Source organism: Hungatella hominis, assembly GCF_014288005.1.
Classification (GTDB): Bacteria; Bacillota; Clostridia; order Lachnospirales; family Lachnospiraceae; genus Hungatella; species Hungatella effluvii.
On record NZ_JACOPB010000001.1, the window covers coordinates 696,958 to 711,724 of the forward strand.

The following is a 14,767-nucleotide window of genomic DNA, read 5'->3' on the forward strand; positions in this document are numbered from 1 at the left end:
GCGGTCCGCAAAGTGCCTGTTTATCGCATTGGCTCATACATCAGGTGCGCAGATGAGCCAGTGAATGTTTGCAGTCCGCCGCGTGAGCTGCGGATTTTATTTGTTTTTTTCGTAAAGAATGAGGAGACCTTTTAATAAAAGCGCCTCATCGTAATTGATTTTATGACGGCAGAGAGGGAGGACGGAAGGGGCAAGACCGCCCGTGGCTACGAGGCTTGCGGCCTGTCCCAGCTCTTCTTCCATGCGGTCGATGATGCCGTCAATCATGGCGGCATTGCCATAGAGAATACCGTTTTTCATGCAGTCGATGGTGTTCTTGCCGATGACCCGGGTCGGTCTGTTTAAACCGATGTAGGGAAGCTGGGCCGCGCGGCTGCTCAAAGAATCCAGAGAAACCCGGAGCCCCGGGAAAATGATGCCGCCTGTATAGTTGCCCGCCCTGTCAATGACGGACATGGTGGTGGCGGTTCCCATGTCGATGATAATAATGGGAGACGGGTAATCCTTAAGCGCGGCCACGGCATCAACAATTAAGTCACTCCCCACGGTCTTCGGATTATCCATGATGATATTAAGTCCCGTTTTCATGCCGGAGCCAACCAGCATGGGCGTCTTTCCGGTGATTTTCTTAACTGCAGAGAGCACCACGTCCGTCAGCGGCGGAACGACGGAAGAGACCACGGCCCCTTCAATCGAGGAAAGCGGCAGGTTATGGATTGCCATAATGTCTTTGATATTAACTGCGTATTCCAGGTCTGTCTTCCCCAGGTTCGTGGTGACACGCTCCACAAACCAGGTGCGGCTGTCATCAATACCGCCGATTACAATATTGCTGTTTCCCATGTCAATTGCTAAAATCATAAAGGGAACTCCTTTCCAAAATTTAGAGGTTATGGTATACTATGAGCACTTAGTGAGGTTTTTCACGAACTTAGTGCGAGTCATACCTGAGTACTTAATGAGGTCTTTCACGAATTTAGTACGAATGGTATACTATGAGCACTTAGTGAGGTTTTTCATGAACTTAGTTAGGTTTTTCACGAGTTTACCACATTTTAGGCAAAATAACAATGTAAGCAGAAATAAAAAGAAGCGAGGCAGGAGACGTTTATGCTGAAAGGAAAACATGTTGTTCTGGGAATTACGGGAAGTATCGCGGCATACAAGACGGCCGGACTGGCCAGCATGCTGGTGAAAAAGGGCTGCCATGTCCATGTACTGATGACAGAGAATGCGACTAATTTTATCAATCCGATCACGTTTGAGACACTGACAGGAAATAAATGCCTTGTAGATACCTTTGACCGGAATTTTGAATTCAGCGTGGAGCATGTGGCGCTCGCCAAGCAGGCGGACGTGGTGATGATTGCCCCGGCTTCCGCCAACGTGGTCGCAAAGCTGGCTCACGGGCTGGCCGATGATATGCTGACGACGACCGTGCTGGCCTGCCGCTGCAAGAAGATCATTGCACCGGCCATGAACACGAATATGTATGAAAACCCGATTGTTCAGGATAATATAAAGATTTGTGAAAAGTATGGGATGGAAGTCATAAAACCGTCGGTGGGCTACTTGGCCTGCGGTGATACGGGAGCGGGAAAGATGCCGGAGCCGGCCGAGCTGTTCGACTACATTGAACAGGAGATCGGGGCGCAGAAGGATTTGAAGGGAAAGAAGATTCTCGTCACAGCGGGTCCTACGAGAGAGGCGATAGATCCGGTCCGTTATATCACCAACCATTCTACCGGCAAGATGGGCTATGCCGTCGCTAAGGCCGCGGCTCTGCGAGGGGCTGATGTGACGCTGGTGACCGGAAAGACAGGCACGCCCAAACCGCGTTTCGTAAAGCTGATCGAGATCCAAAGTGCCGCAGACATGTTCGAGGCGGTGACGGCAGCGGCGGCGGAACAGGATATTATCATTAAGGCGGCGGCCGTGGCGGATTACCGGCCTAAATCAGTGGGCACGGAAAAGACGAAGAAGACGGACGGAGATATGGCGATCGAGCTGGAGCGGACCGATGACATTTTAAAATGGCTGGGCGCGCACCGGAGGGAAGGCCAGTTTCTCTGCGGATTTTCCATGGAAACCCAGAACATGCTGGAGAATTCCAGGGTGAAGCTGGATAAAAAGAATATTGACATGATTGTGGCAAATAATCTGAAGGTGGAAGGCGCCGGCTTCGGCACCGATACGAACGTCGTGACCATCATCACGAGAGAGCGGAACTTGGAGCTGGAAAAGATGACGAAGGAAGAGGTCGCCGACCGGCTGCTGGATGAGATACTTGCCGTATCAGCAGATAAATAAAATGGAATGATAAAGGGGAAAAATCATCATGAATACAGAGAAAAAAGAAATTATAGTTCCGGGGCAGCTGACAGGACCGGCGCTGCTCACCGGATATCTGATAAAAGAAGTGAGTGTGGCGCCGGAGAGAAAGCGGCCGGCTGTGATCGTCTGTGCCGGAGGCGGATACTGGCAGAGATCGGATCGGGAGAGTGAGCCCCTGGCGCTTCAGTTTATGGCCATGGGATGCCATGCCTTTATTCTCGACTACAGCGTTGCCCCGAACCATTTCCCAGCCTCTGTGAGAGAGCTTGGGGAAGCGGTCGCCTATATCAGGGAACACGCGGCAGAGTGGAAGGTCGATCCGGCAAAGATCATCGTGTGCGGTTCTTCCGCTGCGGGCCATCTGGCCTGCAGTCTCGGCGTATTCTGGGACAATGAGCTGGTATATGATGCGATCGGCAGAACACCCGCACAGATTCGTCCGGATGGTCTGATCCTGTGTTATCCGGTCATTACAGGCGGCGAGTACGCGCACGTGAATTCCTTTAAGCGTCTGCTTGGGGACGATGTGACCCAGGAACAGAGAGACGCGGTTTCCCTGGAGAATTTTGTGACGGAACAGACGCCGAGGGCATTTATCTGGCACACGTATACGGACGAAAACGTTCCTGTGGAAAACAGCCTGCTTCTGGCAGCCGCCATGAAACGGAAGAATGTCAACTTTGAACTTCATATCTATCCCACCGGCGGCCACGGACTTTCTCTGGCCGACGAGGAGACAGCCGGGAACGGCTTCCAGGTGGTGGAACAGTGCCAGAGCTGGATTCCTCTCGTGAAAATGTGGCTGAAGCATTTCGAAGCGTCCTGTTAAAGAGGAATGTCCGCTTCACCACATGAATCTTGACTTTGTAATGGAATAATAATACAATAAAAAAGATTGACACGTAAAATTGGAGGAAACATTTTGTCGAATATAACTGAAGAAATAAAGAAGAGAAGAACCTTTGCCATCATTTCCCACCCCGATGCCGGTAAGACGACATTGACGGAAAAGTTTCTGCTTTACGGAGGCGCCATTAATCTGGCTGGCTCTGTTAAGGGAAGAAAGGCGGCAAAGCATGCGGTCTCAGACTGGATGGAGATCGAGAAGGAGAGGGGTATTTCCGTTACCTCCTCGGTAATGCAGTTCAATTACGACGGATACTGCATTAATATCCTGGATACCCCGGGGCATCAGGATTTCTCGGAGGACACATACCGGACCCTTATGGCGGCGGATTCCGCGGTCATGGTCATAGACGGTTCCAAGGGTGTTGAGGCGCAGACGATCAAGCTGTTCAAGGTCTGTGTCATGCGACACATCCCCATATTTACCTTTATCAACAAGATGGACCGGGAAGCCAGGGATCCGTTTGAACTGATGGACGAGATCGAGACGGTGCTTGGAATCCGTACCTGTCCGGTCAACTGGCCGATCGGCTGCGGCCATGAGTTTAAGGGTGTCTACGACAGAAACAAGAAGACGATCACCACCTTCCAGGCCGCTATGGGCGGACAGAAGACGGTTGATGCCACCGAGGTACTTTTAGGCGATCCCCAGGTGGACTGGCTGATCGGCGAGGATTACCACCACCAGCTGATGGAGGACATCGAACTGCTGGATGGAGCCAGCGACGAACTGGATATGGATCGTGTCGGGAAAGGGAACTTGTCACCGGTATTTTTCGGATCGGCGCTGACGAATTTCGGCGTGGAGACATTTTTACAGCATTTCCTTCAGATGACGACAACGCCGCTGCCGAGACTGGCGGATAAGGGTGTGATCGATCCGTTTGAAGAGAAATTTTCGGCCTTTGTGTTTAAGATTCAGGCGAATATGAATAAGGCCCACCGCGACAGAATCGCATTTATGCGAATTGTATCCGGAAAGTTTGAGGCCGGCATGGAGGTAAACCACGTGCAGGGCGGCAGGAAACTCCGGCTGTCCCAACCGCAGCAGATGATGGCTCAGGACAGAAAAATCGTGGAGGAAGCGTACGCGGGCGATATTATCGGCGTTTTTGATCCGGGGATTTTCTCCATCGGAGACACGCTGTGCCTGTCCAATGAGAAGTTTGAATACGAGGGAATCCCCACGTTTGCGCCGGAGCATTTTGCCAGAGTGCGCCAGATGGACACCATGAAGCGGAAGCAGTTTATAAAGGGCGTGAACCAGATCGCCCAGGAAGGCGCCATCCAGATTTTCCAGGAGTTCAATACGGGCATGGAGGAGATCATCGTCGGAGTAGTCGGCGAACTGCAGTTCGAGGTTCTCACCTACCGCCTGGAAAATGAGTACAACGTGGAAGTCAAGCTGGAGAAGCTCCCGTATGAATACATCCGCTGGGTAGAGAATAAGGATGAGATTGATGTGGCGAAGATTCAGGGAACCTCCGACATGAAGCGCATCAAGGATTTGAAGGATAATCCGCTTCTGCTGTTTGTCAACAGCTGGAGCGTGGGCATGGTTCTGGACCGCAATCCGGGCCTGAAGCTTAGTGAGTTCGGTAAAAATTAAAGGTAAATCAATAAGGAGGCAGCAGATATGAGTAAGATTGATGTAGTCAGGGCAGCGATGGTAGAAGCCATGAAGGCGAAAGACAAGCAGAGGAAAGATGCATTATCCATGCTTCTTTCTGCACTGAAGAATTTCGAAATCGATAAAAAGGATCACGAGCCGATTACCGAGGACGAGGCGAATACGGTTGTGAAGAAAGAGATCAAGCAGTCCCAGGAGACCTTTGATACAGCGCCTGCGGACCGGGATGATATCCGCGAGGAGGCGGCTTACCGCCTGTCAGTTTATAAGGAATTTGCGCCCGAGGATATGAGCGAGGAGCAGATCCGTGAGGTAGTGACAGCCGTATTGGCTGAGCTGGGGATCGAAAAGCCGGCGCCGTCAGACAAGGGAAAGATTATGAAAGTCCTGATGCCGAAGGTAAAAGGCAAGGCGGACGGCAAGGCTGTTAATGAGATTCTGGCTTCCATGATGAAATAACACGCGGCTTTACCGCCGCAGGAAAGGATAAGACATGTACAGAAAAGAGATTGAAGAGTTTATCGAGGCACACAGACAGGAGATGCTTGATGACATCTGTACTCTGTGCCGCATTAACAGTGAGAAAATGCCGTATAAAGAAGGCATGCCATACGGTCAGGGTGCATTTACCGCACTGGCTGAGGCACTTTCCATGGCTGAGGCCTATGGTTTCTCCATCACCAATTACGATAATTACGTGGGAACCGCAGACCTGAATGATAAAGAACGCCAGCTGGATATTCTGGCCCATCTTGATGTCGTTCCGGCAGGAGAAGGCTGGAAGGAAACAGAACCATTTGAGCCGGTGGTTAAGGGCGATAAGCTCTTTGGACGCGGTACCGCAGATGACAAGGGACCGGCAGTCGCAGCGCTCTACGCCATGAGAGCCGTGAAAGAGCTGGGAGTTCCTCTTAAGAAGAATGCACGCCTGATTCTGGGAACCGACGAGGAGTGCGGAAGCTCTGACATTGCGCATTACTATGCGATTGAAAAAGAGGCTCCGATGACATTTTCACCGGACGGCTCCTACCCGGTGGTCAACACGGAAAAAGGCTCATTAAACGGTCACTTCACCGCTTCCTTCGCTCCGTCTGAGGCACTGCCGAAGCTGGTTTCCGTGGAAGCCGGCTTAAAGGTCAATGTAGTGCCGGGAAAAGCCCGCGCTGTGGTTCAGGGAATCGATGTGGAGGTAATGGAGAAGGCCGCTGAGGCAGTGACCGGAGAAACCGGTATCCGTTTTGAATTCGAAGTGGAGGAAGATTTTGCGACGATCACAGCCATCGGTGAAGGCGCTCATGCGTCCAAACCGGAAGAGGGCAACAACGCGCTGACAGGTCTTCTTGTCCTGATTCAGAGACTGCCGTTTGCGGCCTGCGAGCAGATCAGTACCATCGGACGCCTTCTGGAACTGATTCCTCACGGCGACACCTCCGGTAAGGCTCTGGGAATCGCCATGAGCGATGATATCTCAGGAGATTTAACGCTGGCATTCAGCCTGCTTACCATCTCTGACAGCGAGCTGGATGGTACCTTCGACAGCCGATGCCCGATCTGCGCCACAAAAGAGAATGTACTGGATGTAGCAAAGGCAAAGATGGCGGAAAAAGGATTTACCCTTCTGAATGACTCCATGAGGCCGCCTCATCACGTGGATGGAGATTCCGAATTTATCAGCACGCTTCTTCGCACCTACGAGGAGTACACAGGCCGTAAGGGAGAGTGTATCGCCATCGGAGGCGGTACCTACGTTCACGAGCTGAAGAACGGAGTCGCTTTTGGCGCCGCCATGCCGGAGACGGATAACCGCATGCACGGAGCCGATGAGTTCGCAGTCATCGAGGAACTGATCGTCAGCGCAAAGATGTTTGCACAGGTAATTATCGATCTCTGTTCCTAAAATCCGTCTGTCAGACGAATTAACACTTGACAAATGGTATGATGTAGCGTAAAATACGCCTCATAAGTTAAAATCCTAGTCGAACTATAGGAATAGGCGAAGGGAGAAACCGCTATGAACCAGTTTAAAGCCATGCAGATGAATATGTACATGATGAACGGCATGATGATGTGCCGTATGTCAATGTGCGTAAAAAATCGAAAATGATATTCATTTGTATGGATTGTGATTGAAGTTTATGGCAAACAGGGAGATTGAATCTTGAATCGCTGTGGTCGCAAGTCTGTGCAGGGCTTGCGGCCTTTTTGTGTAATAGGGAAGTTGCTCCTTTATCGGGTATGCGCACTCCGCGCTGAGGAAGCCTGGCCGCTGAAGCGACCGTGCTTCGGCGTGCGGGCCGGCCTGCCGGATTCGGGCATACCCGTTAAACAGTATGGAAAAGAAAGGAAACGAAAGACATGCAGTCATCAGAACCAATTATTCAGCTGGTGGGGCTGGGCAAGGAGTTTAGGACGTCGGGCGGCCCGATCAAGGCGCTGGACGACATCAACCTGACGATCTGCCAGGGAGAAGTTTTTGGAATTATCGGTCTTTCCGGTGCGGGAAAGAGTACGCTGGTACGATGCATCAATTATCTGGAGGTACCGACTTCCGGAGAGGTCCTGTTTGAGAACAGGAGCCTGGCGTCCATGTCCAGACGGGATCAGAGAAAGGCGAGACAGTCCATGGGCATGATCTTCCAGCAGTTTAACCTGCTGGCACAGAGAAATGTCATTCAGAATGTCTGCTTCCCGCTGGAGATCGCAGGCGCACCGAAGAAAGAAGCGAGAGAGCGGGCCATGGAGCTGTTAGGGCTTGTAGGGCTTGCGGACCGCAAGGACGCGTATCCGTCTCAGCTTTCGGGGGGACAGAAGCAGAGGGTGGCGATCGCCAGGGCACTGGCCACCAATCCGAAGATCCTCTTATGTGATGAGGCCACCAGCGCGCTGGACCCCAACACCACGAAGTCGATCCTGGCTCTGTTAAAAGAGATCAACAAAACCATGGGCGTTACGGTAGTCGTGATCACCCATGAGATGACCGTCATCGAAGCGATCTGCGACCGCGTGGCCATCATTGACCAGAGCCACATCGCAGAAGTGGGAAGCGTATCGGAGATATTCTCCGAGCCGAAGTCGAAGATCGGGCGGCAGCTGATCTTAGGAGACGCGGCCGAGCAGGCGGCGAGATTTGGAAAGTCCAGACGGGTGAGAATCTCCTTCGACGGACGTTCCTCCTTCGAACCGGTGTTATCCAATATGATCCTGGCCTGCAAGGTGCCGGTGAATATTATCCACGCGGAGACGCGCGACATAAACGGAACGGCCATGGGACAGATGGTGATCCAGCTTCCCGAGGATGAGGTCGATGCTAACCGGGTGGCCAATTACTTAAAAACAGCCAAAGTACCATTTGAGGAGGTGACGGATTATGACATTTGATGCTGCTACATTCGATATGTTAAAAACAGGAATATGGGAGACACTGTTCATGACATTCACATCTTCCTTCTTTGCCTATTTAATCGGGATTCCGCTGGGAATTATCCTGATTGTGACGGATAAGGACGGAATCCGGCCGGTTCCATGGCTTCAGAAGATTCTCGGCCTGGCCATCAACCTGCTTCGTTCGGTGCCGTTTATCATCCTTCTGATCATGGTGATTCCGCTTACGAAAAAGATCGTCGGAACGACGCTGGGCGCCAAGGCGGTGATCCCGCCGCTGGTAATCGCGGCCGCGCCCTATGTGGCGAGAGTCGTGGAGTCGTCCTTCAAGGAAGTGGATGCGGGAGTTATCGAGGCAGCCAAGTCCATGGGGGCTTCCACCATGCAGATTGTATGGAAGGTGCTCCTTCCGGAAGCGAAGCCTTCCCTGCTTGTGGGAGCCGCGCTGTCGGTGACCACCATCCTGTCCTATTCGGCCATGTCCGGCTTTGTCGGCGGCGGCGGTCTGGGCGATATTGCCATCAAATACGGCTATTACCGCTATCAGACAGAGATGATGTTCGTAACCGTGGCGATTCTTGTTATCATCGTCCAGATCATACAGGAGGCGGGCATGAAGCTGTCCCGCGTCAGCGATAAGCGAATCCGCTAGATCATAGATCATAAAGAAGTAATGGCCGTAAGGCGTTACCATAAAAACGGTCACTCGCACGCTTTGCGCACGAGTCACCGTAGCAATCAAGAGGCGCAGGAAACTGCACAACAAAAAGGAGGAAACAATTATGAAAAAATCACTTTACGTACTGGCTGCCGCGCTGCTTGCAGCGGGAGCACTGACCGCCTGCGGCGGAAACAGCAAGGAGACGAATGCCGAGACGACAACAGCGGCTGTTACAGAGTCCAAGGAGACCGAAAGCGCTGCACCGGCCGATGAGACAACGGCAGCAGCCGGAGAATTAAAGAAGCTGGTGGTGGGAGCTTCCCCGGCACCTCACGCAGAGATATTAAAGGCAGCCAAGGACATTTTAAAGGAAAAGGGTTACGATCTGGTAATCAAGGAGTACACCGATTACGTACAGCCGAATCTGGCGCTGGAATCCGGTGATCTGGATGCCAACTACTTCCAGCACTTCCCATACTTAGAGCAGTTCAATCAGGAAAACGGCACGGATCTCGTATCCGCAGGTGCAATCCACTACGAACCGTTCGGAATCTATGCAGGAAAGACCGCTTCCCTGGCAGATTTAGCGGACGGAGCGCAGGTAGCGGTACCGAACGACGTATCCAACGAAGCGAGAGCGCTTCTCCTCCTGTCTGACAACGGCCTGATCGAGTTAAAGGAAGGCGTTGGTCTGGAAGCAACAAAGAATGACATTGTAAAGAATGACAAGAACTTAAAGATCATGGAAATCGAGGCCGCACAGCTTCCGCGCTCCCTGGGTGATGTGGACATCGCCGTTATCAACGGCAACTACGCCATCGAGGCAGGCTTAAAGGTGACGGATGCTCTGGTTACCGAGGATTCCCAGTCGATCGCAGCCACCACATACGGCAACGTCGTAGCGGTTCGCGCAGGCGAGGAGAAATCCGACGCGACTCTGGCTTTGATTGATGCGCTGACAAGCGATACCGTAAAGAAGTATATTGAAGACACGTATCAGGGTGCAGTAGTTCCGTTATTCTAAGATATGTAAATGGGAACAGTACCGCCGGATTATTGGCGGGCTGTTCTTTTTTTGCAAAATGCGGCGGAGCAGGGGTCTGGCGGGCGGCAATCTTTGCTCAGACGTCATTGAAAATCCATATTCTCTGTGGTAAAGTATAACCATATTAAAATAGAAGAGTATGCAGCCCTGCACGGCTGCCGGAGAACCATATGAGGGGATGGAACGAGATACGAAGCCGGATCAGTGACAGCATCCGGGAGATGAAGCATGCGGCGCCGAAAGGTTCCGGAAGAAGACTCAGCTATATGAAGCGTTATTTCCTGAAGATGCTTCTGCTGATCATCATACTGGTGGGCGTTCTGGTGTTTATGATGACCAGGTTTTCCAAGAGCGTGGTGGGGGATGAGATCATCAGTCTGCACCGTTCGATCTTAAACCAGACGATCCGGCAGCCGGCCGAGACCATCCGGAGTCTTAAGGAAAGTCTGGAAAAGATTACGGAAAACACCCGCGTGATCGACTGGATCGTAGGCGGTGAGGGGGACACGGAAGAGATCGACGCGTATATCCGCGATGAGATTTACGGGAATTATAAGAAAGGCAATAAGTTCCGGATCTATATTTACGATCTGGATGAGCTGCGTTATGCCAGTGACTCTCCGGAGCTGCCGGAGGAGGAGGCCAGGGAGGCGCTTAAGCAGGCGGCGCTTCTGGAGCAGAAAAATCCGAAGGACAATCGATATCTGGGCGGGCCGCTGCAGAGTGGGCAGGAGCAGGGGCTTTACCGCCACAGCTTTTACCTGACCCAGCCAATTAAGGACCTGTTAAGCGGCAGTGTTTGCGGTTATGCCCTGATGCAGTTCAGCGAGGTGGTTCTGTACGATTCCTATTCGGACATGATTGAAAAAGACAGGGATTACTGCATAGTGGACGCGGAAGGCATCGTGCTGTCCGGCAAGAATAAGAACCATATCGGGCTGCCCTACCAGAAAAATGATATCGTCATCCAGAACCGGGAGGCCCTTGGCTCCGGTTATGGGATATCGAAGGCATTTCCGGATAATGTCTATTTCTATGAGAATATCTCAGGAACGGAGTGGTTCCTGCTGGAGAATGCGGATATCCACCATCTCTTTGCGCCGATCGACAGGATGACGTTCTTCTCCTTTCTGCTGCTGGCAGTGTTCGCCGTCTGTTTTCTGCCGGTGACAGCCGTCTCCCTCCGGGTGATATTAAAGCCGATCGACGCCATAAAGAATAAGATGGACATGGTGGCCCGCGGAGAACTTCAGGCCAGGATCGAGGAGGCGGAAAAGGGAAAAGGAGAGCTTTCCGAGATCGCTGATTCCTTCAATTACATGGTCGGGAAGCTGGAGAGCCAGGTCGATGAGATCGGCGTGATGGAGCGGAAAAAACATCTGCTGCAGCTGGACTTTTTACAGACGCAGATCAACCCGCATTTTATCTACAATACGCTCAGCTCTATTCGGTTTTATGTGGAGATGGGAAAAAATGAGGCCGCCGAGAAGATGCTGATTGATTTTTCCAAAATACTGAGAAAGACGCTCTCCAGTTCCGAGAAAATGATTAGCCTGAGAGAGGAGCGGGAGACTCTCCTCTATTATATTGACCTCCAGAAGGCAAGATACCGGGACCGTTTCGAGGTGGAGTTCGACATGCCGGAAAATACGCTTTCCTGTATTGTCCCGGATTTTATACTGCAGCCCATTGTGGAAAATGCAATCTTTTACAGTCTTCAGAAGAAGCAGGTCTGCCATATCGTAATCAGGAGCTATCTCGATGCTGACGTACATCTGACAGAAAGCAATTTTCAAACACGCCCCAGGACGCTCTGTATCAGTGTAAAGGACGACGGAATCGGCATGGATGAGGATAAATTAAGCACTGTCCTGGATAAGGGCATGAATATGAACAAGGTTGGCCTGCGCAATGTGAACGAGAGATTAAAGCTGAATTTCGGCGAAGAATACGGGATCCGGATCTTAAGCGAGGAAGGTGTGGGAACCGAGGTGATCTTAAGTATGCCGGTAAATATGAGAGGAAAGAATTTAGATGAAAATACTGATAGCGGACGATGAAACACCCATCAGAGAATGGATACAATTCAGCATTGAACGCGGTAATCATCCGGATTTTGAGATAGTGGGAGTGGCGGAAAACGGAAACGATGCCCTGGAACTGGCGCTGGAACACCATGTGGATACAGTGATCACCGATATCAAAATGCCGGGGATGGATGGCCTGATGCTGATGAAGAAGCTTCTGGAAAAGATGCCGTACGTCTCGTTTATCATCCTGACAAACTATGCGGAATTTTCTTATGCCCGGGAGGCCATTACCTATGGAGCCAAGAAGTATTTTTTAAAGTCAGAGCTTCGCGGACAGGACATTCTGGAAGCGCTCTTAGAGATCGAGAGCGAGCGGGCGGCCCTTCTGGAAGCGAAGGAGGAGGACTGCTACTCAAACGGCTATCTCGATATCTTCACCTGCTGCCACCGCCTGGACGACGATGCCTTTATCCGGTTGTTCTGGCAGAAACACCATTTTATGGAGGAACTGGACTTCGTCGTCGTGGCGTTGAGAAGCCGGAGCAGTGAAGGACAGAAGGAGAAGCTGGACGGGTTTATCAGGGATCAGAAGCTTCATATTCTGCGGCCGGTGCTGAGAAATGAGAGTATTTACCTGATCCTGCAGGCGGAAAGCGGGGAACTGCTGAAGGAAGCCGTTCAGGCCTTTGTGAGCTACTGGAATGAACGGGAGCCTGGGATCATTGTCTCCAGCCGGAGCCTGCACGGAATCGACCGGGTGATGGAAGGAATCGAAGAGGCGGAGCGGATGCTGCAGTACGATTTCTTCTATAAAAAGGGATTCTTTCCGGCGAAAATAGCGGAAAACGGCGAGCGGCTGGAACGGAATACAATTAAAAAGGAATGCCGGAAGCTCTTAAACCGCGTCATGCACGAGGACAGGGATACGCTGAATCAAGATATTGACCAGTGGTTTTCCTTTTTTGTTCATGTTCCGTGCCAGGACGTGGGCTGGGCCAAGGAGGCCTGTATGAGCTTCGTTATGGGGCTGGAGGAGATTTTCCTGGAATACTGTAAAAACAGCCAGGAGGAGCCGGAGATCGACAGAGGATGGACCCTCGATAAATGCCGGGAATTCTGCACTTATATCATAGAGGAGCTTTACTCTGATAACTATTTGAACTATTCCCAGAGTGTCAGGGAGGCGATACAGTACATCCACGACAACTACGGGAACCAGGATCTCTCCTTAAAGGAGGTGGCCCAGGCGGTCTACCGGTCGCCGGAATATTTAAGCCGCCGGTTTAAATCGGAGACGGGAAAGAATTTCTCCGTTTATCTGATGCTTTACCGGCTGAATCAGGCGAAGGAGCTGCTGCTCTGCACGGATATGCGGATTTATGAGGTTGCGTACGCGGTGGGATATGCCGCGCCGAGCTATTTTTCAAAGGTGTATCACGACTATATGGGAGTGACGCCGGAAATGACGAGATGTCAACAAAGTGACAGAAAGTCAGAATAGTGATAGATAAAAAAGCTGTGGACTGAAAAGAAGTTAAAATACTTCATGACAAAGTACACAGCTTTTATTTATGTTTTAAATGGAAATTAGTACAATATATACATGAAATACAGATGAAAATCTTGAAAAATGAAGGAGAAGAGCAATGAAAAAGAGGATCGCAGCAGCAGCTATGGCAGTGATAATGGCGGTATCCATGACAGGATGCGCCGGAAAGACGGCAGACACGAAGGGGAGCCCGGAGGCCGCCGGAGCACAGGGAGGCACGGAAGCAGCCGGGACACAGGGAGGCACCGGTAAGGAGACTGCAAAAATCGGCGTGATCTTCGGTACCGGAGGACTTGGCGATAAGAACTTCAATGATATGGCATATGCCGGAATCATGAAGGCGCAGGAGGACTTAGGGATCGAGTTCGACTATGTGGAGCCCAATGCCATCAGTGATTTCGTTCCTCTGGGAAGGCAGTTCTCAGAGACGGAAGAATACGATCTGCTGATTGCTGTCGGTTCCGACCAGCAGGAGGCAGTAAAAGAGATCGCGGAAGAGTTCCCGGATCAGAGGATCGCACTGGTCGATGGAACGGAAGAGATTACCGGTGTGAGCACGCTTCAGACAGAGTGGTGTGAGCAGACCTTCCTCGCTGGTGTTATCGCGGGCATGGGGACGAAGAGCAGTATGGACAAGGCGAATGCAGATAACGTCATTGGAGTCATCATCGGTGCGGACCAGCCTAATTTAAGAGAGGGCATCGTTGGGTTCACAGCGGGAGCAAAGTATGTGAATCCGGATGTGGAAGTGCTGGAAGGCGTTGTGGGAGCGTTTAACGATCCTGGAAAAGGCAAAGAGATCGGCCTTTCCATGTACAACAAGGGTGCTGACTTTATCCAGTGTATCGCCGGAGCATCCGGTCTGGGCGTGTTTGGCGCTGCAAAGGAAGCGGGACGCTACGCGTTCGGCGTCGGATCGAATCAGAATGCGGAGGACCCGGACTATATCGTAGCCTCTTCCGTCAGAAGCGTGGAAAACATGGTCTATAATGAAGTGAAAAAGGTGATCGACGGAACCTGGGAGCCGGGCCTCCATATGAGCGGCATCCGGGAGGGCGTCGTAGGATGTGACACGGAAGGCTCCAATGTAGCCATTCCAGAGGAGATTCAGGCGGCACTGAAGGATATCAGGGAAAAAATGGTGGCTGGAGAGCTGGTGCCATGTAAGACGGCAGATGAGCTTAACGCCTGGGTGGCTGAAAACCAGTATACGAAGTAGTCGGAAACGATT

Annotated in this window: 12 protein-coding genes; 11 read left to right on the plus strand and 1 reads right to left on the minus strand. The window is 51.6% G+C overall.

Features of this window, described 5'->3' with window-relative positions:
• Positions 1–96: 96 nt before the first annotated feature.
• A complete protein-coding gene (locus H8S75_RS03240; protein ID WP_002603572.1) occupies positions 97–861 on the minus strand; it encodes a type III pantothenate kinase in 765 nt (254 codons plus the stop codon).
• A 249-nt stretch (positions 862–1,110) separates the two neighbouring features.
• Between H8S75_RS03240 and coaBC the strand changes: the two genes are divergently transcribed.
• The 11 genes from coaBC to H8S75_RS03295 all read left to right on the plus strand — a co-directional run bounded on the left by coaBC (position 1,111) and on the right by H8S75_RS03295 (position 14,755).
• Positions 1,111–2,310 (plus strand): bifunctional phosphopantothenoylcysteine decarboxylase/phosphopantothenate--cysteine ligase CoaBC, encoded by a 1,200-nt coding sequence (gene coaBC / locus H8S75_RS03245; RefSeq protein ID WP_187019275.1) that lies wholly within the window; start codon positions 1,111–1,113, stop codon positions 2,308–2,310.
• A gap of 28 nt (positions 2,311–2,338) precedes the next feature.
• The gene (locus tag H8S75_RS03250; RefSeq protein WP_187019278.1) at positions 2,339–3,163 is read left to right on the plus strand and encodes an alpha/beta hydrolase; all 825 of its coding nucleotides are present in this window, start codon (positions 2,339–2,341) and stop codon (positions 3,161–3,163) included.
• A gap of 93 nt (positions 3,164–3,256) precedes the next feature.
• Entirely contained in the window at positions 3,257–4,849 is a 1,593-nt protein-coding gene (locus H8S75_RS03255) for a peptide chain release factor 3 (protein WP_117630829.1), read from the plus strand.
• 27 nt (positions 4,850–4,876) lie between these two features.
• On the plus strand, positions 4,877–5,329 hold the full coding sequence (locus H8S75_RS03260) for a GatB/YqeY domain-containing protein (protein WP_187019280.1): 453 nt from the start codon (positions 4,877–4,879) through the stop codon (positions 5,327–5,329).
• 34 nt (positions 5,330–5,363) lie between these two features.
• Complete coding sequence (locus H8S75_RS03265) at positions 5,364–6,767, plus strand: Sapep family Mn(2+)-dependent dipeptidase (protein ID WP_187019283.1); 1,404 nt, start codon at positions 5,364–5,366, stop codon at positions 6,765–6,767.
• A 458-nt stretch (positions 6,768–7,225) separates the two neighbouring features.
• Complete coding sequence (locus H8S75_RS03270) at positions 7,226–8,248, plus strand: methionine ABC transporter ATP-binding protein (protein ID WP_002603579.1); 1,023 nt, start codon at positions 7,226–7,228, stop codon at positions 8,246–8,248.
• Positions 8,238–8,903 (plus strand): methionine ABC transporter permease, encoded by a 666-nt coding sequence (locus H8S75_RS03275; RefSeq protein WP_002603580.1) that lies wholly within the window; start codon positions 8,238–8,240, stop codon positions 8,901–8,903. The genes H8S75_RS03270 and H8S75_RS03275 overlap by 11 nt, the downstream gene beginning before the upstream one ends.
• A 130-nt stretch (positions 8,904–9,033) precedes the next feature.
• Positions 9,034–9,936: a MetQ/NlpA family ABC transporter substrate-binding protein gene (locus H8S75_RS03280; RefSeq protein ID WP_002603581.1), complete on the plus strand. Its 903-nt coding sequence runs from the start codon at positions 9,034–9,036 to the stop codon at positions 9,934–9,936.
• Between the two features lie 191 nt (positions 9,937–10,127).
• Positions 10,128–12,017 (plus strand): sensor histidine kinase, encoded by a 1,890-nt coding sequence (locus H8S75_RS03285; RefSeq protein WP_110325271.1) that lies wholly within the window; start codon positions 10,128–10,130, stop codon positions 12,015–12,017.
• On the plus strand, positions 11,992–13,488 hold the full coding sequence (locus H8S75_RS03290; protein WP_187019285.1) for a response regulator transcription factor: 1,497 nt from the start codon (positions 11,992–11,994) through the stop codon (positions 13,486–13,488). The genes H8S75_RS03285 and H8S75_RS03290 overlap by 26 nt, the downstream gene beginning before the upstream one ends.
• Before the next feature lie 145 nt (positions 13,489–13,633).
• Entirely contained in the window at positions 13,634–14,755 is a 1,122-nt protein-coding gene (locus tag H8S75_RS03295; RefSeq protein ID WP_110325267.1) for a BMP family lipoprotein, read from the plus strand.
• The last annotated feature ends 12 nt before the right edge of the window (positions 14,756–14,767 follow it).

What these genes read in the sequence shown, in the direction of transcription:
- H8S75_RS03285 (WP_110325271.1), top strand. Translation starts at nt 10,128, where the DNA reads ATGAGGGGATGGAACGAGATACGAAGCCGGATCAGTGACAGCATCCGG.
- H8S75_RS03275 (WP_002603580.1), top strand. Translation starts at nt 8,238, where the DNA reads ATGACATTTGATGCTGCTACATTCGATATGTTAAAAACAGGAATATGG.
- H8S75_RS03270 (WP_002603579.1), top strand. Translation starts at nt 7,226, where the DNA reads ATGCAGTCATCAGAACCAATTATTCAGCTGGTGGGGCTGGGCAAGGAG.
- H8S75_RS03295 (WP_110325267.1), top strand. Translation starts at nt 13,634, where the DNA reads ATGAAAAAGAGGATCGCAGCAGCAGCTATGGCAGTGATAATGGCGGTA.
- H8S75_RS03280 (WP_002603581.1), top strand. Translation starts at nt 9,034, where the DNA reads ATGAAAAAATCACTTTACGTACTGGCTGCCGCGCTGCTTGCAGCGGGA.
- H8S75_RS03240 (WP_002603572.1), bottom strand. Translation starts at nt 861, where the DNA reads ATGATTTTAGCAATTGACATGGGAAACAGCAATATTGTAATCGGCGGT.
- coaBC (WP_187019275.1), top strand. Translation starts at nt 1,111, where the DNA reads ATGCTGAAAGGAAAACATGTTGTTCTGGGAATTACGGGAAGTATCGCG.
- H8S75_RS03290 (WP_187019285.1), top strand. Translation starts at nt 11,992, where the DNA reads ATGAAAATACTGATAGCGGACGATGAAACACCCATCAGAGAATGGATA.
- H8S75_RS03250 (WP_187019278.1), top strand. Translation starts at nt 2,339, where the DNA reads ATGAATACAGAGAAAAAAGAAATTATAGTTCCGGGGCAGCTGACAGGA.
- H8S75_RS03260 (WP_187019280.1), top strand. Translation starts at nt 4,877, where the DNA reads ATGAGTAAGATTGATGTAGTCAGGGCAGCGATGGTAGAAGCCATGAAG.
- H8S75_RS03265 (WP_187019283.1), top strand. Translation starts at nt 5,364, where the DNA reads ATGTACAGAAAAGAGATTGAAGAGTTTATCGAGGCACACAGACAGGAG.